Origin of the sequence: Streptococcus mitis (assembly GCF_023109515.1) — a bacterium.
In the GTDB taxonomy this organism is placed as follows: Bacteria; Bacillota; Bacilli; order Lactobacillales; family Streptococcaceae; genus Streptococcus; species Streptococcus mitis_CS.
The window spans coordinates 57,418-80,969 of the sequence record NZ_JALDUM010000001.1 but is presented as its reverse complement, the minus strand read 5'-3'; the positions used below and the strand labels follow the sequence as shown (position 1 = coordinate 80,969).

Here is a 23,552-nt window from a genome sequence, read left to right as displayed (position 1 = left end):
TTTTTTGAAAGTACTTTCAACTCCCTTACACAAAAAGAGAGCTACTAGGCTCTCTCATTCATTATTTTACATACTTAAAAGGAATCTCACTGCCACAGAGCCAGTTGTAGACTTGGTCATTGACAAAAACATTCATAGCTTCATGAGCATACTCAGGCATGATACGATAGGCCTTATCGCAGGTCAGCCGATTGTAAATCGCAAACTGGGTAATAGGATAGCAAACATCATCGTCCAAGCCCGTAATCATCTTAACCTCACCCTTGATACGATGGGCAAGATTTTTCACATCGATATAAGCAAGGGTCGCCATGATCTCCTCCTCAGTTTCATGGAAGGGGTCATGAAACTTGAAATAACGAAAAAGTTCGTCGTAAGCCTCGCTAGTATTCCCAATCTCAAGCACCCGTCTGAAGTCTGACAAGAAAGGATAGATGGCAACAGTTTTCTCAATTCGAGGATTGAGAGCTGCCGCAACCAAGGCTAGAGCCCCTCCTTGTGAGGCACCATAGCTAGAAAGGCGCTTCTCATCTACCTGAGGCAGACTAGCAACAATTTCGATCAACTGGTAAATGTCCAGATAAACATCCTTATAAAAGAGCTGGTCTCGACCTTCAACGGCACCACGGATAATGTGACCCTTGACCGTATTTCCTAGTGGAGAACGCAAGCCATCTTGTGAGTAACCCGACTGCCCCCGCACATCCATAGAAACAACACCATAACCGGCTACGGTGAAGGCTAGCATGTCTGCCCAGTCCCAACCACGTCCCATATAACCATGGAAATGGAAGATTAGTGGAACCTTCTCCTCACTCTTTGGAAGAACGACGCGTGCATAAACCTTGCCTTCATTGGTTCCTTCAAACGTTAACTCATAGCACTTAACTTGAGGAATGTGGAAATTTCTTTCCTCCAACTGGTAGGCTGGAAGAGTTGAAACTTTTTTCACTTCCTCATCCCAGAAAGCATCAAAGTCTTCTGGAACCTCATCCCGTCCTCTATAAGTCTTGATTTCTTCTAACAAAGCTAGATTTTTCATAACATGCTCCTTTTATTTTGTAATCGCTATCACAACTGTAGCATATCTAGAAAAGCATTGCAAGAAAGAAGGGTAAATAGAAAGTGAATTTAGCTTTCCTTTCTTCAAACCTACTGACAGAAAGTATAATCAATTGAATCTAGAATAGTACCAATTAACTTCTAAAGTATTTTTAGAAATTAATGTGAATGTCCCAGTTGATTTGTCTACAGCTTATCTCGATATACTATAGTTTCAATGGCGATTGGACAGAGAATCATTTATCAGAAAGCGAGGTAACATCATGAAAGCAATCGGTACGCAAATGTTACAGACAGAACGTTTGATTTTGAGAAGATTTGTGGAGAGTGATGCAGAAGCTATGTTTCAAAATTGGGCTTCGTCTGCTGAGAATCTAACCTACGTCACCTGGGATCCGCATCCTGATGTTGAGGTCACTCGAAACTCGATTCGTAATTGGGTTGCTTCCTATGCCAATCCCAACTATTACAAATGGGCCATTTACCTCAAAGAAAACCCAGAACAAGTGATAGGAGATATCAGCATCGTTGAAATGCACGAGGAAGATTTAAGTTGTGAAATTGGCTATGTTTTAGGAAAAAACTATTGGGGTCGTGGTCTTATGACAGAGGCCTTAAAAGCTGTGTTGGACTTTTGTTTTACTCAAGCAGGATTTCAAAAAGTCAAAGCTCGATATGCCAGTCTCAACCTAGCTTCAGGCCGTGTCATGGAGAAGGCTGGAATGTTCTATCTAAAGACTGTAGCAAATGGGGTAGAGAGAAAAGGCTATATTGCGGACCTTATTTATTATCAGATAAGCGGAGAAGACATATAAGCTTAAAATTTATTGCTTATCCGCTGTTCTTATTTTTTATTTACTATTTCATTTATCCTCTTTTTTCCGAATAAATAGATAGAACCATCGAATCTAGCAAAATTAGATTTTAAAATATGGTATAATAGAAGGAGGGAATGGATGATTCTCAGACATCCGGGCATCAGTCCAACCAATGACTTGGTTGCTAAGAAAATCTTTAGCAATCCAGAAATCACTTGTCAATTTATTCGCGATATGCTGGACTTGCCAGCAAAAAATGTGACGATTTTGGAGGGAAGTAACATTCACGTCTTACCTTCCCTGCCGTACTCAGCACAGGATTTTTATACCAGTATAGATGTTTTGGCGGAGTTGGACAATGGCACTCAAGTAATTATTGAGATTCAGGTACATCATCAGAATTTTTTCATCAATCGCCTGTGGGCTTACCTGTGCAGTCAGGTCAATCAAAATCTAGAAAAAATTCGTCAGCGAGAAGGTGATACACACCAGAGTTACAAACATATCGCACCAGTTTATGCTATTGCTATCGTGGATAGCAATTACTTCTCAGATGATTTGGCTTTTCATAGCTTTAGTATGCGCGAAGACACGACAGGTGAGGTCTTAACCATCACAAACAATGGACAAGAAAATCATCTAGTCAAGATGGCGTTCTTGGAACTAAAAAAATACAAAGAAACCAGCAAGGATAGCGTTCGCAAACCGTGGTTGGAGTTTTTTGGGAATAAACCCTTTACTCAGGAACCCGAGCGAGCCATCAGCCAGGCAGACCAACTGCTAGACTACAAGAGCTGGTCCGAGGAGGACAGGAAAATGTTTAGTCAACTACGTATGCGTGAAGAACAAGCCTTGTTAGCACAGGACTATGCCTTGGAAACTGCTAGGGCAGAAGGGATTGAACAGGGACTGGAGCGTGGGAAAGTCTTTACCTTTCTAGATTTAGTACGCCAACATGTTTTAACTTCCGAATTTGCGAGTGAGCAATTGGGCATGACTGTCGCTGAGTTTGAGGCATTGTTATAAGACCAGCACTAACTGTCAAGAACATCATCTAGTCAAGATGGCATTTTTGGAATTAAAAAATGTAGAGGAACCAGCAAAGACGAGGTTCGCAAGCCTTGGTTGGAGTTTTTGTAAATCATTTAATCAATGACAGATTTTTCCGTAATAGATGGAAGAATCTGCTTTTTTAGTTATGCTAGATGTGGGCTCTGAAATAGTAAGATATGGTGTATTGAAATAAGATATGAACAAAGAAATTAGGAAAGTCAAATTATAATCAAATGAAATAAAAACTGAACAAATTGATTACGGAATTCAAGCTAATTTCTAGCAAGGTTTTAGAAAACTCGGTGGACTATTTCGGATTCAATCTACTATAATTTCTAGAAATTTTTTAGAATCCGCAGTGTGCTATTTTAGATTCAATAAATTGTGCTTTTAGGAACAAAAAAAGAGCATTTCCGCTCTTTCTTCCTTCTATTTATATCAGTTTGTCGCTTCTTTCTTTTGGAAAGTGGTTTGGTAATTTACTTTGATCGTTACTGTCATGTGAGAGTCCTCGTTTCTTTTTGATGACTCTAGTATAAGGGCCAAACCTGAAAGCTAGCTTAAGATTTCCTTAGAAAAAGCTTAATCTAGATGTTCTTTCTTCTGCAAATGAAGGGCAATCATGCGCCATTCTGGATCCTCTTGCCAAGCTTCTATCGAACTAATGTAGCTAGCAACCTTTCTAGCTTCTTCTAAAATCGGAAAATCCTCGATAATATCAGCAACTTGGAACTCTGGAAGTCCTGACTGTCTGGTTCCAAAAATTTCACCTGAACCACGCATTTTCAAATCTTCCTCCGCAAGGACAAATCCATTGGTGGTTTCTGTCATGATACGCATGCGGTCTTTCCCAGAATCCGTCTTAGGATTAGCAACGAGAACAGCATAGGACTGCTTGTCCCCCCGACCGACACGACCTCTGAGCTGGTGAAGCTGGCTGAGCCCAAAACGATCGGCATCCATGATAATCATGACGGTCGCATTGGGAACATTGACCCCAACCTCAATAACCGTTGTCGAAACTAGAATATCCGTTTTTCTCTCTTTGAAATCCTGCATTATCTGGTCTTTTTCATCACTCTTCATCTTACCATGTAAAAGAGCCACTTCTGCCTTACCTGCAAAATGAGCTGTCAACTCTTCTGATAAGGCAATGGCATTTTTCAAATCCAGAGCTTCTGATTCTTCAATCAAGGGAGAGATGACATAGGCTTGAGAACCTTTTTGAATTTCCCCCTCTAACCAAGTCAAGACCTGAGGTAGTTGCTCATGCTTAATCCAGCGTGTCACAATAGGTTTTCGTCCTGCTGGCATCTGGTCGATAATGGAAACATCCATATCCCCAAAGGCTGTGATGGCTAGCGTCCGTGGAATGGGAGTCGCCGTCATCATGAGGACATCTGGATTATTACCTTTCTCTCTTAAGATACGCCTTTGCCCCACACCAAAACGGTGCTGCTCATCAATAATAATCAAGCCAAGGCGAGCATAATCCACCCCATCCTGAATCAGAGCGTGAGTTCCGATAATCAAATCAGCCTCACCCTTAGCAATAGTCTTCAAGACTTCTCTCTTTTCTGCAGCTTTCAAGGAACCTGTCAAGAGAGCAAGTTTTAGGTCTGGGAAGAGACTCTTCAAACTCTCAAAGTGTTGCTCAGCAAGTATTTCTGTTGGCACCATGAGAGCTGCTTGGTAGCCAGCCGTCACTGTCGCATACATAGCCAAGCCAGCGACTACCGTTTTTCCGCTCCCCACATCCCCTTGTAGGAGACGATTCATGTGGTGGTCCGACTTCATATCGGTCAAAATTTCCTGCAAACTCTTTTCTTGAGCCTGAGTCAAGGAAAAAGGCAAGCTTTCTTTGACAGCTGTCACCTTTTCCTGAGACCAATTCAGAACCAGACCACTTCCCTGAACTCTATTTTCAGACTTGAGCGTCTGCAACTGCATTTGGAAATAAAAGAGTTCCTCAAATTTAATACGGCGAAGGGCCTGCTTGTATTCTGCCAAATCCTTGGGGAAATGCATAGCACGAACGGCCTGACAACGGGACATGAGTTTGTATTTGTCCAGCAAGGACTGGGGCAGATTTTCCTCTATCAAGAGGTCCAGGCCCTGATCAAAGGCCGTTTTGATGACCTTGACCAGACTGGCTTGACTGATTCCCTGAGCCAGACGATAGACAGGCTGGAGGTCATCTTCCACCTGAGCCAGGACCTTCATTCCAGTCAGACTAGCCTTGGCACGGTCCCATTTTCCAAAGACAGCAAGGGTTGCTCCCAACTCTATCTTATCAGCTAGATAGGGCTGGTTAAAGAAATTAACCGCAAAAACGACTTCTCCCTGCTTGAGGCTAAAACGCAGGCGATTTCGCTTGAAACCATAATACTGAACACTGGCAGGAGTCACGACTTGACCAGACAAAACCGCCTTTTCTCCGTCTTCCAGTTCCAACACCTGCTTGGTTTTAAAGTCTTCATAACGGAAAGGAAAGTAGAGCAAGAGGTCTTGCAAACTTTCAATTCCTAGTTTGGCGTACTTTTCTGCTGACTTTGATCCCACACCAGGTAAGACATGCAAGGGTTGATGTAGATTCATGCTCCACTCCTTTCTTTTCTAATAATATTCTCTCGGAATGCGATCGCTGAGGAGACAAACGACCTCGTAGTTAATAGTCCCACGGTAGGTCGCTACCTGAGTAGCTGTAATTTCCTTGTCCCCGTTAGAACCAATTAAGGTTACCTTTGTTCCTAAGGGATAAAGCTTAGGCAGACGAATGGTGATTTGGTCCATAGAAACCCGCCCGACTATTGGGCAAGCTTGGCCATCTACCAAGACAGAGAAATTCTGCATGTCTCGTGTCCAACCATCCGCATAGCCGATTGGCACAGTCGCGATGACTTGCTCGCTATCTGCCTGATAGGTAGCTCCGTAGCCCATACAAGCTCCAGTTGAAACTGTCTTGACATGAACCAGAGCAGACTCCAAGGTCAAGGCTGGTTTCAAGTCATAAGGTAAGTCCAAGACCGCTCCGCTAGGATTAAGACCATACATGGCATCTCCCATACGGACCGCATTGAAAATAGTCTCTGCATGCCAAAGAGTCGTTGCAGAATTGCTAGCATGAACCAAGTCTGGAAGACCTTTCATACTTTCCAAAATAGTTTTAAACCGTTCTAACTGGGCATTAAAGTAGCCATCTGATTCCTCGTCAGCAGTAGCAAAGTGGGTAAATATTCCTTCAACACGAGCACCGTGTTGTTGGAGCAAGTCTTGAGCCTGCTCAGCTTCACTAGCCTCTCGAAAACCAATTCGTCCCATTCCTGAGTCAATCTTGAGGTGAACTGTTAAACCTGCTAGGTCTTCCTCCCTAGATAAGAGTGCTTGAATCCACTCCAGTCCAGCCACTGTCATGGTGATGTCGTATTCTTTAGCTAGAGCAACAGCTTCGATTTCAGAAACTCCTAAAATGAGGATTTTCTTCCTGAGTCCAGCCTGTCTGAGTTCAATAGCTTCATCAATATTGGAAACACAAAAACCATCAACATCGTCCTGGATCGCCTTAGCAACGGCAACAGCTCCATGACCATAGGCATTGGCCTTGACCACAGCCCACTTGAGCGTTCCTTCAGGGATATGAGCCCCCATTTGCTGAATATTTTGTCGAATAGCTCCCAGATGAATCAGAGCCTTGGTTGGTCTATGTGGACTAGCTTTCATGATTTTCCTCCAAAATGACACTGGCTGTCACAAACTGATCGGTATGGCTGATAGACAGCCAAATCTTTCCTAAAAATGGTGCCTGACTAAAATAAGGCGCCCCGCGTTCATTATTCAAGACTTCCAAATCCTGAAAACCGATTTTTCCAATACCCGTTCCCATAGCCTTGGAAAATGCCTCCTTAGCCGACCAGCGGCCAGCTAAATATTCGATTTGTCTGCGCCCTTTAAGACTGTTAAACCGTTCCATTTCCTTAGCGGTCAGCACGCGCTTAGCAAAGCCTTCATGTCGTATAACTGCGCTTTCTATCGAAGCCAATTCTTCGATGTCAATTCCGTGTCCAACTATCATTCTCATCAAAAGGAGTTGAGATTCCCCAACTCCATCCTTTTCACTTATTTTGTCAAGGTAGCATAGATTTCTTCTACCAAGACCTCTGTGTTCTCCCAACCTAGGCAAGGATCGGTAATGGAACAACCAAAGACCTCTGGTTGATTTTGACGACCATCTGCTAGGTAAGATTCAATCATAAAGCCTCGAACTATCTTTTTAATCTTCTCATTCCAATCACGATTCTGCAAAGTCTGGCGAACAATTCGAATCTGCTCCATATATTGCTTGCCTGAGTTATCATGGTTGGTGTCAATGAGGATAAAGGGATTTTCAAGTCCCATGGCTTCATAGCGCTCAATGGCATTTAGCAGGGTTTCATAGTAAAAGTTAGGCTCATTTTTCCCATATTCATTAACTGCTCCACGAAGGATGACGTGAGCCAAGGGATTTCCTGAAGTCTCAACTTCTTGGCCATGGAAGAGGAAGATCTGTTTGTTCTGAGCGGCATAAATACCGTTAAACATGACCCCAAGGTTTCCTGAGGTTGGATTTTTCATCCCCACTGGTGCATCAATTCCTGAAGCCACAAAGCGGTGCTCTTGGTCTTCCACAGAACGAGCTCCAACAGCATGGTAGCTGACCAAGTCATCCACCAAGACCAGATTTGACGGATAAAGCATCTCATCTGCCGTTGTCAAACCAGTCTCTGTAATCACGCGGTAGTGCAACTGGCGCACAGCCTGTAAACCATTAATCAAACTAGGCGCCTTTGACGTATCAGGTTGGTGAACCAAACCCTTATAACCATCTCCATTGGTACGAGGTTTAGCAGTATAAACACGCATAACCATGAAAATCTTGTCCGCCACCTTCTTTTGCAAGGCGGACAAACGGCGGGCATATTCCAGGACAGCCTCTTCATTATCAGAAGAGCAAGGACCAATCACCAAAAGGATACGGTCATCTTCTCCTGAAATGATGTCTGCTAATTCTCTATCACGACGCTCCTTTAATCGCAAAGCTTCCGCAGACAATTGGGTTTCCGCCTTGATTGCTTCAATATCGATTTCTTGACCTTTTTCAATAAATGCCATACTATTCTCCTAGCGTTTGGTAGATTTCTCTGACAAGGGCTTCCGTATTTTCCCAGCCAAGGCAAGGGTCTGTGATCGACTTGCCAAATACTTCTGGTTCGTTTTGACGGCCGTCTTCTAGATAAGACTCAATCATAAAGCCACGAACGTACTGCTTGATTTTTTCATTCCAATCACGGTTAATCAAGGTCTGACGAACAATTCGAATCTGGTCCATGTATTGTTTACCAGAGTTGTCATGATTGGTGTCCACAATGATAAAGGGATTTTCCAAGCCCATTTTCTCATACTGGGCAATGGTATCCATCAAATTATCATAGTAGTAGTTGGGAATATTCTTACCATACTCATTGGTCGCTCCACGAAGGATGGCGTGCGAAAGCGGGTTCCCAGTTGTTTCCACTTCTTTTCCTAGGAAAAGGAAGCTTTGTTTGTTTTGAGCAGCATAAATCCCATTAAACATAACATTGAGATTTCCAGATGTTGGATTTTTAAAGCCAGTCGCGAAATCTGCCCCACTTGCCACAAAGCGGTGTTGCTGGTCTTCAACTGAACGGGCACCAACCGCCATGTAAGAAATCAAATCATCCACAAGCGGAAGATTTTCAGGATAAAGCATTTCGTCAGCTGTCGTCATACCTGTTTCTGTGATGACACGATAGTGAAGATGGCGAACAGCTTTGATTCCGTTGATGAGGCTAGGGGCTTCTGCCGCATTAGGCTGGTGAATCAAGCCCTTGTAGCCATCTCCGTTGGTACGAGGTTTGGCTGTATAAACACGCATAACCATAAAGATACGGTCTACTACTTCTTCTTGTAGGACCGCCAAACGCTTAGCGTACTCAAGGACAGCTTCTTCATTATCAGATGAGCATGGTCCGATTACCAAGAGAATTCTCTGGTCTTCTCCACGTATAATGGCTTCTAGCTCTTGATCGCGCTGTGATTTTCTCTCCAAAGCTTGACCTTCTAATTTTGATAAGGCACGAACTTCTTCAATATTAATTTTAGGACTTTTTGCTGTAAATACCATAACTCATCTCCTTATAAAGCAAACGGATACCAAGTAAAAATTTACTTTTCACAAGGTATCCGCCTCTAAACTATCTCATTTTATTGTCTTTTTCCGTGACAGTTTTTAAACTTCTTACCAGAACCACATGGGCAAAGTTCATTCCGTCCAATCTGGCTCAAATCCAAATCTTCTGGGATATTTGCTTGGTGGGCAGCGATATTACGAGTCGCTGTTGTACTGATATGGTGTTCTGCTTGTGGTCTTTCTTGTTCATGAATTTGTGCTTTCATCATCAAGCGTGTCACATCAAACTCAATCGAACCAATCATATCATTGAACATACGGAAACCTTCTGCCTGATACTCAACAACAGGGTTGTTCTGAGCATAGCCACGAAGTCCAACCGCGTTACGCAATTGATCGAGGGCATCGATATGATCTGTCCACTTGTTATCCACCACTCGTAGAATCAAGACTTTTTGGAATTCTTTAACTGCTTCTTCATCGCGTAGTTTTGAAACCTGACTATCGTAAACTTGCAAGGCACGTTGGAAAAGTTCTTCTTTGATGGCCTTATCAGACAAGCCTGACAAGTCTTCCATCGTAATAGAATCTTCTGGAAGCAAGTTGTACTTAGCAAAGTTCAAAATTGCTTCTAGTTTTTCATCTTGTTTGGCACGCGCATGACCATCAACGACACGACCAATCGTGCGTTTGATCATTGCCTGAATTTCAGGTGCCAAGTCACGGTCTGCAGTGATGACGTCGTAACGTTGAGCGTAGATAATCTCACGTTGTTCACGCATGACATCATCGTATTGAAGGACTTGTTTACGAGTATCGTAGTTATTTCCTTCAACACGTTTTTGAGCTGCTTCAACCTGACGCGTCAACATACGAGACTCAATCGCCTCCTCAGACATGTTCAAGCGTTCAAAGATTCCCTTCAAACGTTCAGAACCAAAACGTTTCATCAAATCATCTTCAAGAGATAGGTAGAATTGTGACTCACCTGGGTCTCCTTGACGACCTGAACGTCCACGAAGCTGGTTATCGATACGACGGCTTTCATGACGCTCTGTACCAATAACACAAAGTCCTCCCAATTCGCGAACCCCTTCACCAAGCTTGATGTCGGTACCACGACCGGCCATGTTGGTTGCAATGGTAACAGCACCACGTTGACCAGCATTCATGATGATTTGGGCTTCTTTATAGTGGTTCTTAGCATTCAATACTTCGTGAGGAACGCCAGCTGCGACCAATTTCTTAGAAATGTAATCACTGGTTTCAACCGCAACTGTACCAACCAAGACAGGCTGACCTTTTTGATAACGAGCCTTAACGTCTTCGACAACCGCCTTAAACTTAGCCTCGATACTTGCATAAAGAAGGTCTGAGTGGTCAATACGTTGAACAGGACGGTTTGTTGGGATGGGAATAACACGAATGTTGTAAATTTCACGGAATTCTTCTTCCTCAGTCTTACCTGTACCCGTCATACCAGACAATTTCTTATACATACGGAAGAGGTTTTGGTAAGTGATTGAGGCAGATGTCTTAGTTTCATCCTGAATTGGCACACCTTCTTTAGCTTCAATCGCTTGGTGCAAGCCATCAGAATAACGACGACCTTCCATGGTACGACCTGTAAATTGGTCGACGATCAAGATTTCTTGCTCTTCGCTCACCACATAGTCAATATCGAGAAGCATGATGTAGTTGGCACGAAGGGCGTTATCGATAAAGTGAGTAAGAGCTACGTTTTCGATGTCATAAAGATTTTCAAGCTTGAAATAGCTTTCAGCCTTGTCAATCCCTGAATCAGACAAACCAATAGTCTTAGACTGCACATCGATGATGTAGTCGTCTTTGTCCAAAGATTTTACATAGTGGTCTGCCATGTGATACAACTGACTGGTTTCAACAGCGTTAGCACCTGATACGATCAATGGTGTACGCGCCTCGTCAATCAAGATTGAGTCAACCTCATCGACCAAGGCATAGTTAAGCGGACGTTGTACCATGTTTTCAGCACGAACGACCATGTTATCACGTAGGTAATCAAATCCGATTTCTGAGTTAGTTGAATAAGTAATATCACACTCATAGGCTTCTTTTTTCTCCATTGGAGATTTGGCGGCCAAGTTAATCCCTACTGACAAACCAAGCCATGAGTACAATTCACCCATCTCAGTCGCGTCACGTTCTGACAGGTATTCATTGACCGTAACTACGTGGACCCCTTTTCCTGAAAGGGCGTTGAGGTATACGGGCATGGTCGCAGTCAAGGTTTTCCCTTCCCCTGTACGCATTTCTGGCACGTCACCATGGTGAAGAACGATCCCTCCCATGACCTGAACCTTATATGGGAAGAGACCTAGGACACGTTTGGCACCCTCACGGACAACCGCAAATGCTTCATAAAGCAATGAATCCAGTGATTCTCCATTTTGATAACGTTCTTTAAATTCAACTGTTTTTGCTTTTAGTTGGTCGTCAGTCAAAGCAGCCATTTGGTCTTCGTATTTGAAAACCTTGTCAGCCATCTTTTCCAGACGACGGATTTCTCCTTTATCATTTTCGATAATTGTTTTTAAAATATTAGCCATGTTTTTCCTTACTTTAAATTCCGAATATTTTAGAATGTTCTTTTAATTTTAGCACAATTACTGATTATTTTCAAGGAAGAATCCCCATTTTGAAAAGGAAAAAGAGGCTAGTTTCCAAGCTAACCTCTCTGACTTTTACGATACTTTAATTGCCAAAAATCGGCAAAATGGCAAATAGGATAAATAGATTTATCCAAAGAGAAAGACAGCAGATAAGCCCAAAAACAAAGAGACTGACTTTCTTGGACAGCAAGGCCATCAAAATGGACAGAATGCCAAAAACTAGCAAGACTTTCTGTATGATGAAGATGTCAATCCTTATCCCCAGAACCGGACTGCCCCAAGGGACAAAGAAGAAAGCAAGCCAGATCAGCAGAACTAAACCAATATAGACCTTGGAATAGCGTGTAATAAATGATTTTAGATGTGCCATAAGCCACCTCCTATCAACAAAAACTATATAAATCAATGTCTCCCCACTTTAGACTTCCCGAGTTCTCGTCTCAAGCGAAGCATTTTTTTGAAACAGAAATAAGTTGACCTATTCAGACCAATAGCTAGCAGAATAAAAAGAAACCAAATGCCCCATAACTTGATATCTGTCAAATTTCTCAAGACGATATTGAAAAACAGAACTGAAATAACTGTCCAAGCAAGGCTAAAAAGAGCATAGAGGGGGATGTAAAACCAGTAAAAATAGTAAAAAATTGGGAAAAATTTACTATTTCTGTTGGCCTTTTCAATCCAGCTGAAAAAGTAAAACCAGGGAAATAAGATTATCAATTTAAACAAATGTTTCATCACCAGCTCCCTCTCTATTTGATAGCGCTTTCTTCAACTTCATTCTATCAAAAAAATCTGGAAATGTCATTCCAGATTCTACTTTTTTATTTGCGTTTTCTTGCGATGAGATGGATTGGTGTTCCCTCAAAGACAAAGGCCTTGCGGATTTGATTTTCCAAGAAACGCAAGTAAGAAAAGTGCATGAGTTCTTCTTCGTTGACAAAGATGACAAAGGTTGGTGGTTTGGTTGCCACTTGGGTCGCATAGAAAATCTTGAGACGTTTTCCTTTGTCTGTCGGTGTTGGATTGATGGCAATAGCATCCATAATCACATCGTTCAAGACAGCTGATGGGATACGTGTGTTTTGACTTTCGCTGATTTGCTTGATCATCTCAGGCAGTTTGTGGAGACGTTGCTTGGTCAAAGCAGATACAAAGATAATCGGTGCGTAAGGTAGATATTGGAACTGCTCACGGATATCTTCTTCCCAGTTTTTCATAGTGTGGTTATCTTTTTCAAGTGTATCCCACTTATTGACCACGATAATCATCCCTTTACCAGCTTCATGGGCAAATCCTGCGATACGCTTGTCGTATTCACGAATGCCTTCTTCCGCATTAATGACCATTAAGACCACATCTGAACGGTCAATAGCACGCATGGCACGCATGACAGAATATTTCTCGGTATTTTCATAAACCTTACCAGACTTACGCATACCAGCCGTATCAATCATGGTAAACTCTTGACCATCTGTATCTGTAAAGTGGGTATCAATGGCATCACGTGTTGTTCCAGCAACAGGACTAGCAATAACACGGTCTTCTCCCAAAATAGCGTTAATCAAGCTTGATTTTCCGACGTTAGGACGACCAATCAAGCTAAACTTAATGACATCTGGGTTTTCTTCTTCATATTCATTTGGAAGATTTTCTACGATGGCATCTAGCACATCCCCTGTACCGATACCATGGACAGATGAGATAGGCAGTGGTTCACCCAAACCGAGAGCATAGAAATCATAGATATCATTTCGCATCTCAGGGTTGTCCACCTTGTTAACCGCGAGGATAACTGGTTTGTGGGTCTTATAAAGTTTACGGGCTACGTATTCGTCTGCATCGGTAATCCCTTCCTTACCAGACACGACAAAGACGATAACATCGGCTTCTTCCATGGCAATTTCTGCCTGGTGCTTGATTTGTTCCATGAAAGGAGCATCGACATCATCGATTCCTCCTGTATCAATCATGCTAAAGGAACGATTGAGCCACTCACCCGTTGCATAGATACGGTCACGTGTCACTCCTTCGACGTCTTCTACAATGGAGATTCGCTCACCAGCGATCCGATTAAATAGGGTTGATTTCCCAACATTGGGACGTCCTACAATGGCAATAGTTGGTAGGGCCATAATTTCTCACTTTCTACAATAACTTCTTCTGTTCAAGATTTTTTCTAGTTGAGCTTGGTTCAGCTTGACCAAACTGTTCCGCTAGGCGCTGACTCCAGCTTGTGGTCGCACGCGCTCCAGCATAGTCAGCCTGTACACGGTCATAAGCTTCGACTGCATCAGTTGACTGTTCTCGGTATTCTTCCTCAAATACCACCTGATGCAATGGCAAGCGAGGTTTGACTTCATGTTCTTCATTTGGCAGACCCAGCGCCATCCCAAAGACAGGATAGGTGTAGTCAGGCAGGTTAAAAAGCTCTGCTACTTCTTCTGACTTGTATCGAACTAAACCGATAATGACACCACCATAGCCCAAGCTTTCAGCTGCCAGCAAGGCATTTTGACCAGCAAGAGCCGCATCGACCGAACTAATCAAGAGACCTTCTACACCTTGGGGTTGGAAGGTATCCGTATGGAGTCGTGCTCCCTTTTCTGCACGGTTCAAATCTCCGACAAAAAGAAGAAAAACAGCAGACTGGCGAATGGCTTCTTGAGGCACCAATTCATACAAGGCATCCTTCTTCTCTTGACTTCGTACTACAATCACAGAGTAGGATTGAAAATTCTTCCAAGACGAGGCCATCTGGGCTGCTGTCAGGATTTCAGTCAAGTCTTCTTGAGGAAGGACTTGCTCCTTAAATCTTCGAACAGACTTATGAGCTTTCATCAGTTTAATCGTTTCTGTCATCGACGGTTTACTCCTTCTAAACGAGTCTCCTCAGCCAAAAAACGGATGCGTTCCATAACGCGTCTGGCTTCCCAGGTTTCGTCATTTCCATGTTTCCCTTTAGCAAAATGCTGCTCCAATTCTTCAAAGTTGAAGTTGGAAGTGAAAAAGGTCGATAAATTTTCCTGCATCCGATATTGGAGAATGACTTGTAGGATTTCATCCCGCACCCAAGCTGTTGATTGCTCGGCACCAATATCATCTAAAATCAGGACTTCAGAAAGCTTAATCTCATCCACCAAGGTCTTGACATTGCCATCACCGATAGCATTTTTGACATCAATGACAAAGCTAGGATAGTGGAGAAGAGTGGAGGAAACACCACGTTTTTCTGATAAATCATGGGCTAAGGCAGCCACCATGAAACTTTTACCCACACCAAAGTCTCCATACAAGTAAAGACCTTTTCGAATAGCTGGATATTGCTCCACAAAGGCTAATAGCTTTTCAAAAACTGGCAAGCGACCCAAATCATCCAAGTCAACTTGAGCTAGACTAGCTTTCCTGAGACTAGCTGGCAGATTGATTAACTTGAGACGATTCTTAATAGCCGCTTCTTTTTCAGCCGCGATTAGTTCAGGAGTTTCTTCATAAGAAACATCCGCATAGCCATGATTCATAACCAAAATAGGCTTGTAGCCTTTGGCAATATAATCCGTATCCCCACGGAGAAATTTGTCACGCTCGGTGATGTACTGATTAAACTTGGAGATACTGCGATTCAATTCCTCTGGAGTAAGGGATTCTTGCTGGATAAAGGCCGCAACATCAGGGTCCTTCATGATTTTCTGGACTAAATCTTGATAATGAAAACGGCTAGGTTGACGTTTGAGTACGTCTCCGACACTTTCCATCTAATCTCCTCCTTTTTCTAATCGAGCTAATAGTTCTTGTTTCTTACGTTCTAGTTCCAGACGAGTTTCCTCGCTGGTTTCATTCTTATAATCTGGGTTACTCCACTTGGGTACATTGGACTTGGTAGGACTGGGTTTACTGGCCTTTTGAGCCTGATTCTTCTGTCCTCGTTCACGAATGCGCAAGACTGCCTCTTCTGCCGAATGTATCTTTTGATAGGCATAGTCATTAGCCACCTTCATGGCATATTTCTCATTGATATTTGCTGAATCCACCTTATTAAAGGTCAACAAGAGAATGATATTGATGACTTCGTCCAGCAAGCCCAAGCCAGCCATTTGTTGCAAGAGTTCTCTTTCTGTTTGGGTAATGGTCCCCTTGCGTGTCTGCTTGATTTCTGCCAAGAACTGCAAGGCGGTTTTACTTTTTGCTTCTTTGATAATGGTTGCTTCCTTAGGACTAAAGTCAGAGGAAACAGGTTTTTGAGCGATTTTTTCCCGCATTCGTTTGGTTGAAATAACCTGAGAAACAGCTGTTGACTTGGCCAATTGATAGGTCTCAAACCAAGTCCATTTCTTCTCCTCAGCAATGGCAAAGAGGTTTAAGACGTCGGACTGCTCATCCGCAAAGCGAAGCCCATCTCGAGCCATAAGCTGACGAAAATGATCTAAGTCAAAATCGTTGGCCACTTTCTTCTTGAGACCAAGGTCTTCTTGATTTCCTAGTTCTGCCAAATCTGGAAAGACTTGATTGAGTGAGACAGGTATTTCTTCACCATCAGCACTTTCAACTTTCAAATCCTCCACAGCTGCATCGCCAATTTTTTTCTCCAAAAGTCTACGATAAACAGGATGTTCCAAGAAGTCCTGACTAGATAGAGGAGCATGGAGGGCTAGCTGATAAACGTCCCCCTTTTGATAGAGGGTCAGGAGATTAAAAGCAGATAGGATTTTCAAGGATTTTATCAGTCTATCCATCCCAAAGTTGAGATGGTTAAGAATGCTTGAAAAAAGATATTCCTTTCTGCCATTATCCCAAAAACTAATCGTATAAAGATAAAGGCTCAGCGCCTCCTGACCGATAATCGGGAGGTAGCACTGTACCAGAGATAAGGTATCTTGCGACACCCGATTATTCTTTAGATAAGAAAAACGGTCAATTGGCTTCATTTATCTTTCCTTTTTCTTTTTAGAGGATTGAGTGATTTGTTGGAGCAAGCTCTCTAACTCACTGACATCCTTAAAACTACGATAGACACTGGCAAAACGTACATAGGTGATCTCATCCAGTTCAGCCAACTCCTCCATGACGAGTGAACCAATGTCCTCACTTTGAATTTCATTTTCATTTCGACCACGGAGTTTCTGTTCGATACGATTGACTACCATGTTGATTTCATCACTTGACACAGGACGTTTCTGGGCTGAGCGGATAATTCCATTAAAGATTTTATCTCTGGAGAATTGTTCCCGTGTGCCATCTTTTTTAACAACCACTAAGGTTCTTTCTTCTACCCGTTCGTAGGTTGTAAAACGATGTTGGCATTCATCGCACTCACGTCTTCTACGAATGGTGTTCCCTTCTTCTGCTTGGCGACTATCGATAACACTTGACTTGGTAGCCCCACATTTTGGACAACGCATCCTTTCCCTCCTTATCGTTTTCTTTTCATTATACCATTTTTTAAGCGATTACCAAAACAATTCTTCTTTTTGCTTGACAAGTTTTTTGTTTTGTTGTATTATTCAATTAAGACAAAGAGATAAAAGAAAGGAGACCAAGATGTCCTGGACATTTGACAACAAAAAACCCATTTATTTACAGATTATGGAGAAAATCAAGCTTCAGATTGTCTCCCATGCACTGGAACCCAATCAACAACTTCCAACCGTGAGGGAGCTGGCGAGCGAGGCTGGTGTCAATCCCAACACCATCCAAAGAGCCTTGTCAGACCTCGAACGAGAAGGATTTGTTTACAGCAAACGGACAACTGGACGATTTGTGACTGAAGATAAGGAGCTGATCGCCCAATCGCGCAAACAATTATCGGAAGAAGAATTGGAACACTTCGTTTCCTCCATGACCCATTTTGGCTATGAAAAAGAAGAACTACCATGCGTAGTCGGCGATTATATTAAAGGAGTTTAAGCCTATGTCATTACTAGCATTTGAAAATGTATCCAAATCTTATGGAGCAACCCCAGCCCTTGAAAATGTTTCTCTTGACATCCCAGCTGGAAAAATTGTCGGTCTCCTTGGGCCAAACGGCTCAGGAAAAACAACCCTGATTAAACTAATCAATGGCCTCTTACAACCAGATCAAGGACGTGTCCTTATCAACGATATGGACCCAAGCCCAGCAACCAAGGCCATCGTGGCTTATTTGCCGGATACGACCTATCTCAATGAGCAAATGAAGGTCAAAGAAGCCCTAACCTACTTCAAGACCTTCTATAAAGATTTCAATCTTGAACGCGCCCACCATCTACTTGCAGATCTCGGAATTGATGAAAATAGTCGTCTCAAGAAACTATCAAAAGGTAACAAAGAAAAGGTACAACTGATTTTGGTTATGAGCCGTGATGCTCGTCTCTATGTTCTGGATGAACCCATTGGTGGGGTGGACCCAGCAGCCCGTGAGTATATCCTCAATACTATTATCAACAACTACTCCCCAACTTCTACCGTTTTGATTTCTACCCACTTGATTTCTGATATCGAGCCAATCTTAGATGAAATTGTCTTCCTCAAAGACGGAAAAGTCGTCCGTCAAGGAAATGTAGATGATATTCGCTATGAGTCAGGTGAATCCATTGACCAACTCTTCCGTCAGGAATTTAAGGCCTAAGCAAAGGAGATTATTATGTTTTGGAATTTAGTTCGCTACGAATTTAAAAATGTCAACAAGTGGTATTTAGCCCTCTACGCTGCTGTTCTAGCCCTTTCTGCCCTTATCGGAATACAGACACAACATTATAACAATCTACCTGTCAAAGAAAGTCAACCTACTATGCTACTTTTTCTAGCTACAGTCTTTGGTGGCTTGATGCTTACACTTGGGATTTCAACTCTTTTCTTGATTATCAAACGCTTCAAAGGTAGTGTCTATGACCGCCAAGGCTATCTGACTTTGACCTTGCCAGTTTCTGAGCACTATATCATCACTGCTAAATTAATCGGAGCCGTCATCTGGTCTATCCTTAGCTCGGCTGTACTGGCTCTAAGTGCTTTTCTTATTGTGACTATAACGGTTCCAGAATGGATGTCACATTATGACTGGTTCCCACTTGTAGGAACATACCTTCCTCAACTCTCTCTTGTGGGGTTATCCCTCCTACTAAATACCATTTCCAGTATCCTCTGCATCTACTTGGCTATTTCCATTGGACAACTTTTCAATGAATACCGCACAGCACTTGCTGTTGTAGCCTACATTGGGCTCCAAATCGTCATTGGATTTATTGAAGTCTTCTTCAATACCAGTGCTAACTTCTATGTCAATTCACTTGCAGGATTTAATGATAATTTCTATATGGGAGCAAGTACGGGCATTTTTGAAGAACTCATATTCATAGCTATTTTTTACCTCGGAACCTACTATATTTTAAGAAACAAGGTTAATTTGCAATAATTCAGAGCCTAGCGATAATAACTCGCTAGGCTTTTTTCGACCTCAATCATTCCATTTTTATATGACGTATTTGATAAAAAGGAGTATAATAACTTTAAAACTGATTACATGTATATCGATAAGGAGGTCAACTCTTTATGCTGAGAAGATTTGTTACTAAGAAACACCTCGTACTTTACTTCTTTTCTATTGCCATTACTTGGCTAGAAGCGATTATCACACCAGCCCTTGTTCAGAATATTGTTGCTAGTTTTACCAATCAAGAACTAGGACTTCTTTGGAAAGTTTTGATTTTGGGAATCCTTGGAAACCTCATCCTTTTATTAGGTTTGGCTGGGAAACGCTATTACTACGCCCGTTTGATTACTGACTTCAAATATGGAATCAAGAGTGCTATTTTCAAGCGATTTTTAAACAGTTATGAGATTGATGAAAAGGATATTTTGTCTGACCTAGAAAACGACGTCAAGCAACTAGAAGAAAACTATATTGAGCCAACGGTCATCATCATTTCTTCTCTTGGCTTCACAACTGTGTCCATTCTCTATGCCCTATGGACCAATTTTTACTTGGGCTTGATTTTCATCCTCTTCTACTCCTTTCCTGTACTCTGCAGTGCTATCGGATCAAAGCGTTTGGATTCACTTTCTGAAAAGCGGTCCACTGTTAACCAGAGCTACTTAGCAAGCTTGACAAATTTTATTGGTGGTAACCAACAAATTCGCCATTATCAGGGGCAAGATTTCTTTTTTACTCGCTACCAAAAGCAATTACAAACCAGTCTAGATACCGAAATTAACTATGAAAAGCAACGAACTTTAAACAGTCTCTTGATCAATAGCATCGATGCCTTTTGTTCTGTCACACCAATCGTCATCGGTGGCTTTATGACCTACTATAATTATTTAGATGCGGCGAGTTTTGTGGCCATCTATCTAGTTTCCTATAATATCGGCTATCAATTCCAAGAGTTGGCTTACTTTACCAACACCCGAAAAGCGACTCGAACTCTTCTCAACAAATACCAAAAACTTTTGGGCCAGTCTGACTTCATCTCGCCTAGAAGCATAGAAAACATTTTCCCTATCCAGCTTAACAGCATCTCCTTAGAAAAAGATGGGAATGTCCTCTTATCTCCGATTTCCATACACATCAAGCAAGGAGAAAAAATTGCCATTATCGGGGAAAGTGGCTCTGGTAAGACAACCTTGCTCAATATCATTCATGGAGAAGAGACACCAACAAGTGGTCAGATTAGCTTTGCTGGTCAAAACCTGTCACGTCAAGAAATCACAAGCTTTAGTTCCTATATCCTCCAAGATAGCCATTACTTTGACACGCTATCTCTGGACGACAATATCCTTCTAGGACTAGATAAAAATCCAGAGACTTTAAATCATATCCTCAAAAAAACAGGATTAGAACATTTGAAAAATCGAACGCTCAGCAATGATAGTCTGTCTGGTGGCGAGAAACAACGCCTCGAAATCGCTCGAGCCCTCTACCATGATAGCCAACTCATCTTAGCAGATGAGATTAAGGCCAATCTTGACTCGGAAAATAGCAGAAAAATTAGCGACTTGCTCTTCTCCCTACCTCAAACAGTCATTGAAGTCATTCACCACTACACGGAAGAAGACTTAAAACACTATGACCAAGTCATTCACTTAAGCAAAGAAAAGTAATAGTCTATAACATACGATTTTAAAAAGCAAGGAACCCGAATTTGAACTGCACCCCAAAAGTTAGACAGAAAAAATCTAACTTTTGGGGTGTTTTATTATGAAATTGAGTTATGAAGATAAAGTTCAGATCTATGAACTTAGAAAACAAGGATATAGCTTAGAGAAGCTTTCAAATAAATTTGAGATAAACAATTCTAATCTTAGGTACATGATTAAATTGATTGATCGTTACGGAATAGAGTTCGTCAAAAAAGGGAAAAATCGTTACTATTCTCCTCATTTAAAACAAGAAATGATTAATAAAGTCTTACATGAAAACTGGTCTCAAGATAGAGTTTCTCTCAAATATGCTCTCCCAAATCGTGGTATGCTTCCAAATTGGCTAGCACAATATAAGAAAAACGGGTATACTATTGTTGAGAAAACAAGAGGGAGACCAACTAAAATGGGACGTAAACGGAAGAAAACCTGGGAAAAAATGACAGAACTAGAGCGACTCCAAGAGGAGAATGAACGCTTACGGACTGAGGTGGCCTACCTAAAAAAGTTAAAAGAGCTGGAAGACAGGGACGAAGCCTTAGAGCGAGAAAGGCAGAGACAATTAGAGAAATGGCTTCAGGAGGATTTCGACTAGATTTACTTCTTGAAACAGCACGTTTAGCTCGCTCAACTTACTATTATCAGTTGAAACAACTGGATGGGCTTGATAAAGATAAAGAGCTTAAAACCGAAATTCAGGCCATTTATAATGACCATAAAGGAAATTATGGCTATCGTAGAGTTACTCTTGAATTGAGGAATCGTGGTCATATAGTAAACCATAAGAAGGTCCAACGTCTGATGAAAGTCCTTGGTTTAACAGCTCGAATTCGCCGGAAACGAAAGTATTCTTCCTACCAAGGAGAGATTGGTAAGAAAGCAGAGAATCTCATTCAACGTCAGTTTGAAGCATCAAGGCCAATGGAAAAGTGCTATACGGATGTGACAGAGTTTGCCATTCCAAATAGCACACAGAAACTCTATTTATCGCCAGTTTTAGATGGATTTAATAGCGAAATTATCGCCTATAATCTTTCAACTTCACCAAACTTAGAACAAGTGAAAGCTATGTTAAACCAGGCCTTTACAGAGAAACACTACGAGCATACGATTCTCCATAGCGATCAAGGCTGGCAATACCAACACGATTTTTATCATCGGTTCCTAGAGAGTAAGGGAATTCAAGCATCCATGTCACGCAAGGGCAACAGCCCAGACAATGGCATGATGGAGTCCTTCTTTGGCATTTTGAAATCTGAAATGTTTTATGGTTATGAGAAGCACTTTAGGTCTTTAGAAGACCTTGAACAAGCTATTGTGGACTACATTGATTACTACAACAACAAACGAATTAAAGTCAAACTAAAAGGACTTAGCCCTGTGCAATACAGAACTAAATCCTTTCAATAATTATTTGTCCAACTTTTGGGGGTCAGTACAATTCCTTGCTTTTTAACTCAATATCAAACTGGCTACGATAGGGCTGACAAAGACATAGAGAATACCAGTGACACCGATAGCCAAGCCACCCATGGCTCCTGCTACAGAGCCGTATCGAAAGGCTGTTCCTGTTCCAACTGCGTGGCCTGTTCCTCCAAGGGAAAGACCAACAGCTACTGGATCGTCAATTTTCAACCACTTCAAGAGTGTTGGGCCGATGACACTGGTTAAAATCCCAGTCGCCACTACAACGACCAAGGTCACAGTCGTCAAACCTTGCAATTTTTCTGTGATTCCCACTGCCATGGCGGTTGTTACTGACTTAGGAAAGAGAGAAATGGCTAGGAAAAAGTCCATGCCAAAAATCTTAGCCACAAGGGCTGTGAAAGATGTATTGACCACTACCGCTAACAAACTACCAAAGAGAATACTCCGAGCATGGTGCTTCATCAGATGAAAACTCTTATAAAGAGGAATCCCCAGAGCCACTGTCGATGGGACAATCAAGTTGTTCAAATAAACCCCACCTTGGTAGTAATCTTGGTAAGAAATACCTGTCAGCTTTAGAAAGATGATAATAAAAACAGCTGACAAAAGCAAGGGCGTTGTCAATGGATGGGGAAAACGTCTGTAAATCAGCATTCCCACTAGATAGGCTAGGATAGACAGGGCAAGCCCAAACAGGGGATTGGAAACAAATTCACTCATTTGGTATCTCCTTTCTCATAATCTCCCTCAAACCGTCGCTTAATGAACTGAACCACCAAGGCTATGAGGATAATATTGATGACTGCTGCAAAAAAGACAATCAAAACAATTGGCAAGAGATAGGGAGCAATCACATCAAACTTCTCCATGATTCCCACTGCTGGCGGCAAAAAGAGAATGGTCATATTGGCCAGCAAGAAATTCCCCACCATATTGACATGCCTAGTTCTCAGCCACTTGAATTGTAGGGCGAGAAAGAGAATAATCAAACCGATAATACTGCCTGGGATGGGCAAATGAAAGAAACTAGAGATTCCCTCTCCGATTAGAGAAATCACAAAGAGAATCATTAATTGAACATATAATTTCATCCTAAACTCCACGAAATAGACTTCTTGCATACCAGTTTACTCTTTTTTCAGAAAATTTCAAGGAAATGCACAAGAGTCATTAAAAATTAGAGAAGAAAGGGGATACAGACAATTAAAGACTAGTGAAAACAGCGTAATTTAGGATAAAAGA

23 protein-coding genes and 1 pseudogene are annotated in these 23,552 nt (G+C 42.0%); 8 read left to right on the top strand and 16 right to left on the bottom strand.

All coding sequences use genetic code 11. From position 1 onward, the window contains the following. Positions 1-61: 61 nt before the first annotated feature. The gene (locus M1G05_RS00510) at positions 62-1,042 is read right to left on the bottom strand and encodes an acetylxylan esterase (protein WP_060628660.1); all 981 of its coding nucleotides are present in this window, start codon (positions 1,040-1,042) and stop codon (positions 62-64) included. 283 nt (positions 1,043-1,325) lie between these two features. Here M1G05_RS00510 and M1G05_RS00505 point away from each other — a divergent pair, with 283 nt between their 5' ends. The 3 genes and pseudogenes from M1G05_RS00505 to M1G05_RS10105 all read left to right on the top strand — a co-directional run. Further along, positions 1,326-1,877, top strand: a complete 552-nt coding sequence (locus tag M1G05_RS00505) for a GNAT family N-acetyltransferase (RefSeq protein WP_060628661.1) — start codon at positions 1,326-1,328, stop codon at positions 1,875-1,877. 141 nt (positions 1,878-2,018) lie between these two features. Then, positions 2,019-2,906: an Rpn family recombination-promoting nuclease/putative transposase gene (locus tag M1G05_RS00500; RefSeq protein ID WP_060628662.1), complete on the top strand. Its 888-nt coding sequence runs from the start codon at positions 2,019-2,021 to the stop codon at positions 2,904-2,906. A 4-nt stretch (positions 2,907-2,910) separates the two neighbouring features. After that, positions 2,911-3,014, top strand: a pseudogene (locus M1G05_RS10105) (Rpn family recombination-promoting nuclease/putative transposase); the annotation flags it as partial. 501 nt (positions 3,015-3,515) lie between these two features. Here M1G05_RS10105 and recG read toward each other — a convergent pair. The 13 genes from recG to nrdR form a co-directional block, all read right to left on the bottom strand. Beyond that, on the bottom strand, positions 3,516-5,531 hold the full coding sequence (gene recG, locus M1G05_RS00495; protein WP_247952693.1) for an ATP-dependent DNA helicase RecG: 2,016 nt from the start codon (positions 5,529-5,531) through the stop codon (positions 3,516-3,518). Positions 5,532-5,549: 18 nt separating this feature from the next. Further along, the gene (gene alr / locus M1G05_RS00490; protein WP_247952692.1) at positions 5,550-6,653 is read right to left on the bottom strand and encodes an alanine racemase; all 1,104 of its coding nucleotides are present in this window, start codon (positions 6,651-6,653) and stop codon (positions 5,550-5,552) included. After that, on the bottom strand, positions 6,643-7,005 hold the full coding sequence (gene acpS / locus M1G05_RS00485; RefSeq protein WP_247953310.1) for a holo-ACP synthase: 363 nt from the start codon (positions 7,003-7,005) through the stop codon (positions 6,643-6,645). Before acpS ends, alr begins: the two co-directional genes overlap by 11 nt. A 44-nt stretch (positions 7,006-7,049) precedes the next feature. Beyond that, entirely contained in the window at positions 7,050-8,081 is a 1,032-nt protein-coding gene (locus M1G05_RS00480) for a 3-deoxy-7-phosphoheptulonate synthase (protein ID WP_247952691.1), read from the bottom strand. A gap of 1 nt (position 8,082) precedes the next feature. Beyond that, positions 8,083-9,114 carry a 3-deoxy-7-phosphoheptulonate synthase gene (locus tag M1G05_RS00475; protein ID WP_247952690.1) on the bottom strand — a complete coding sequence of 344 codons (1,032 nt, stop codon included), beginning with the start codon at positions 9,112-9,114 and terminating at the stop codon, positions 8,083-8,085. Between the two features lie 80 nt (positions 9,115-9,194). Further along, the gene (gene secA, locus M1G05_RS00470) at positions 9,195-11,708 is read right to left on the bottom strand and encodes a preprotein translocase subunit SecA (RefSeq protein ID WP_001274073.1); all 2,514 of its coding nucleotides are present in this window, start codon (positions 11,706-11,708) and stop codon (positions 9,195-9,197) included. Positions 11,709-11,853: 145 nt separating this feature from the next. After that, a complete protein-coding gene (locus tag M1G05_RS00465; protein WP_247952689.1) occupies positions 11,854-12,141 on the bottom strand; it encodes a hypothetical protein in 288 nt (95 codons plus the stop codon). Positions 12,142-12,173: 32 nt separating this feature from the next. Further along, positions 12,174-12,509 carry a hypothetical protein gene (locus M1G05_RS00460; RefSeq protein ID WP_247952688.1) on the bottom strand — a complete coding sequence of 112 codons (336 nt, stop codon included), beginning with the start codon at positions 12,507-12,509 and terminating at the stop codon, positions 12,174-12,176. An 86-nt stretch (positions 12,510-12,595) separates the two neighbouring features. Beyond that, positions 12,596-13,906 carry a ribosome biogenesis GTPase Der gene (der, locus tag M1G05_RS00455; RefSeq protein ID WP_001207696.1) on the bottom strand — a complete coding sequence of 437 codons (1,311 nt, stop codon included), beginning with the start codon at positions 13,904-13,906 and terminating at the stop codon, positions 12,596-12,598. A gap of 13 nt (positions 13,907-13,919) precedes the next feature. Further along, positions 13,920-14,633, bottom strand: a complete 714-nt coding sequence (locus M1G05_RS00450; protein WP_247952687.1) for an NADPH-dependent oxidoreductase — start codon at positions 14,631-14,633, stop codon at positions 13,920-13,922. After that, positions 14,630-15,526, bottom strand: a complete 897-nt coding sequence (dnaI, locus tag M1G05_RS00445) for a primosomal protein DnaI (protein ID WP_247952686.1) — start codon at positions 15,524-15,526, stop codon at positions 14,630-14,632. Before dnaI ends, M1G05_RS00450 begins: the two co-directional genes overlap by 4 nt. Beyond that, a complete protein-coding gene (locus tag M1G05_RS00440; protein WP_247952685.1) occupies positions 15,527-16,696 on the bottom strand; it encodes a DnaD domain protein in 1,170 nt (389 codons plus the stop codon). It lies immediately after the preceding gene. After that, complete coding sequence (gene nrdR, locus M1G05_RS00435) at positions 16,697-17,170, bottom strand: transcriptional regulator NrdR (RefSeq protein WP_001203672.1); 474 nt, start codon at positions 17,168-17,170, stop codon at positions 16,697-16,699. Positions 17,171-17,309: 139 nt separating this feature from the next. On the opposite strand from nrdR, the gene M1G05_RS00430 reads away from it, so the two are divergent. The 5 genes from M1G05_RS00430 to M1G05_RS00410 all read left to right on the top strand — a co-directional run bounded on the left by M1G05_RS00430 (position 17,310) and on the right by M1G05_RS00410 (position 22,292). Further along, positions 17,310-17,675, top strand: a complete 366-nt coding sequence (locus M1G05_RS00430; RefSeq protein ID WP_247952684.1) for a GntR family transcriptional regulator — start codon at positions 17,310-17,312, stop codon at positions 17,673-17,675. 4 nt (positions 17,676-17,679) lie between these two features. Beyond that, positions 17,680-18,375: an ABC transporter ATP-binding protein gene (locus tag M1G05_RS00425; protein WP_000054197.1), complete on the top strand. Its 696-nt coding sequence runs from the start codon at positions 17,680-17,682 to the stop codon at positions 18,373-18,375. Between the two features lie 15 nt (positions 18,376-18,390). Beyond that, positions 18,391-19,158, top strand: a complete 768-nt coding sequence (locus tag M1G05_RS00420) for a hypothetical protein (RefSeq protein WP_247952683.1) — start codon at positions 18,391-18,393, stop codon at positions 19,156-19,158. A 137-nt stretch (positions 19,159-19,295) separates the two neighbouring features. After that, entirely contained in the window at positions 19,296-20,843 is a 1,548-nt protein-coding gene (gene gggC / locus M1G05_RS00415) for a streptosactin export ABC transporter GggC (protein ID WP_247952682.1), read from the top strand. 97 nt (positions 20,844-20,940) lie between these two features. Next, positions 20,941-22,292, top strand: a protein-coding gene (locus tag M1G05_RS00410) for an IS3 family transposase (protein WP_247952681.1) whose coding sequence is annotated in 2 segments (ribosomal slippage) — positions 20,941-21,382 and positions 21,382-22,292 — 1,353 coding nt in all. Because the reading frame shifts where the segments join, the coding sequence is not laid out codon by codon here. 42 nt (positions 22,293-22,334) lie between these two features. Here M1G05_RS00410 and M1G05_RS00405 read toward each other — a convergent pair. Next, positions 22,335-23,030, bottom strand: a complete 696-nt coding sequence (locus M1G05_RS00405; protein WP_001288948.1) for an LrgB family protein — start codon at positions 23,028-23,030, stop codon at positions 22,335-22,337. Beyond that, positions 23,027-23,401 (bottom strand): CidA/LrgA family protein, encoded by a 375-nt coding sequence (locus tag M1G05_RS00400; RefSeq protein WP_004235226.1) that lies wholly within the window; start codon positions 23,399-23,401, stop codon positions 23,027-23,029. Before M1G05_RS00400 ends, M1G05_RS00405 begins: the two co-directional genes overlap by 4 nt. Between the last annotated feature and the right edge of the window lie 151 nt (positions 23,402-23,552).

What these genes read in the sequence shown, in the direction of transcription:
- M1G05_RS00510 (WP_060628660.1), bottom strand. Translation starts at nt 1,042, where the DNA reads ATGAAAAATCTAGCTTTGTTAGAAGAAATCAAGACTTATAGAGGACGG.
- M1G05_RS00505 (WP_060628661.1), top strand. Translation starts at nt 1,326, where the DNA reads ATGAAAGCAATCGGTACGCAAATGTTACAGACAGAACGTTTGATTTTG.
- M1G05_RS00500 (WP_060628662.1), top strand. Translation starts at nt 2,019, where the DNA reads ATGATTCTCAGACATCCGGGCATCAGTCCAACCAATGACTTGGTTGCT.
- recG (WP_247952693.1), bottom strand. Translation starts at nt 5,531, where the DNA reads ATGAATCTACATCAACCCTTGCATGTCTTACCTGGTGTGGGATCAAAG.
- alr (WP_247952692.1), bottom strand. Translation starts at nt 6,653, where the DNA reads ATGAAAGCTAGTCCACATAGACCAACCAAGGCTCTGATTCATCTGGGA.
- acpS (WP_247953310.1), bottom strand. Translation starts at nt 7,005, where the DNA reads ATGATAGTTGGACACGGAATTGACATCGAAGAATTGGCTTCGATAGAA.
- M1G05_RS00480 (WP_247952691.1), bottom strand. Translation starts at nt 8,081, where the DNA reads ATGGCATTTATTGAAAAAGGTCAAGAAATCGATATTGAAGCAATCAAG.
- M1G05_RS00475 (WP_247952690.1), bottom strand. Translation starts at nt 9,114, where the DNA reads ATGGTATTTACAGCAAAAAGTCCTAAAATTAATATTGAAGAAGTTCGT.
- secA (WP_001274073.1), bottom strand. Translation starts at nt 11,708, where the DNA reads ATGGCTAATATTTTAAAAACAATTATCGAAAATGATAAAGGAGAAATC.
- M1G05_RS00465 (WP_247952689.1), bottom strand. Translation starts at nt 12,141, where the DNA reads ATGGCACATCTAAAATCATTTATTACACGCTATTCCAAGGTCTATATT.
- M1G05_RS00460 (WP_247952688.1), bottom strand. Translation starts at nt 12,509, where the DNA reads ATGAAACATTTGTTTAAATTGATAATCTTATTTCCCTGGTTTTACTTT.
- der (WP_001207696.1), bottom strand. Translation starts at nt 13,906, where the DNA reads ATGGCCCTACCAACTATTGCCATTGTAGGACGTCCCAATGTTGGGAAA.
- M1G05_RS00450 (WP_247952687.1), bottom strand. Translation starts at nt 14,633, where the DNA reads ATGACAGAAACGATTAAACTGATGAAAGCTCATAAGTCTGTTCGAAGA.
- dnaI (WP_247952686.1), bottom strand. Translation starts at nt 15,526, where the DNA reads ATGGAAAGTGTCGGAGACGTACTCAAACGTCAACCTAGCCGTTTTCAT.
- M1G05_RS00440 (WP_247952685.1), bottom strand. Translation starts at nt 16,696, where the DNA reads ATGAAGCCAATTGACCGTTTTTCTTATCTAAAGAATAATCGGGTGTCG.
- nrdR (WP_001203672.1), bottom strand. Translation starts at nt 17,170, where the DNA reads ATGCGTTGTCCAAAATGTGGGGCTACCAAGTCAAGTGTTATCGATAGT.
- M1G05_RS00430 (WP_247952684.1), top strand. Translation starts at nt 17,310, where the DNA reads ATGTCCTGGACATTTGACAACAAAAAACCCATTTATTTACAGATTATG.
- M1G05_RS00425 (WP_000054197.1), top strand. Translation starts at nt 17,680, where the DNA reads ATGTCATTACTAGCATTTGAAAATGTATCCAAATCTTATGGAGCAACC.
- M1G05_RS00420 (WP_247952683.1), top strand. Translation starts at nt 18,391, where the DNA reads ATGTTTTGGAATTTAGTTCGCTACGAATTTAAAAATGTCAACAAGTGG.
- gggC (WP_247952682.1), top strand. Translation starts at nt 19,296, where the DNA reads ATGCTGAGAAGATTTGTTACTAAGAAACACCTCGTACTTTACTTCTTT.
- M1G05_RS00405 (WP_001288948.1), bottom strand. Translation starts at nt 23,030, where the DNA reads ATGAGTGAATTTGTTTCCAATCCCCTGTTTGGGCTTGCCCTGTCTATC.
- M1G05_RS00400 (WP_004235226.1), bottom strand. Translation starts at nt 23,401, where the DNA reads ATGAAATTATATGTTCAATTAATGATTCTCTTTGTGATTTCTCTAATC.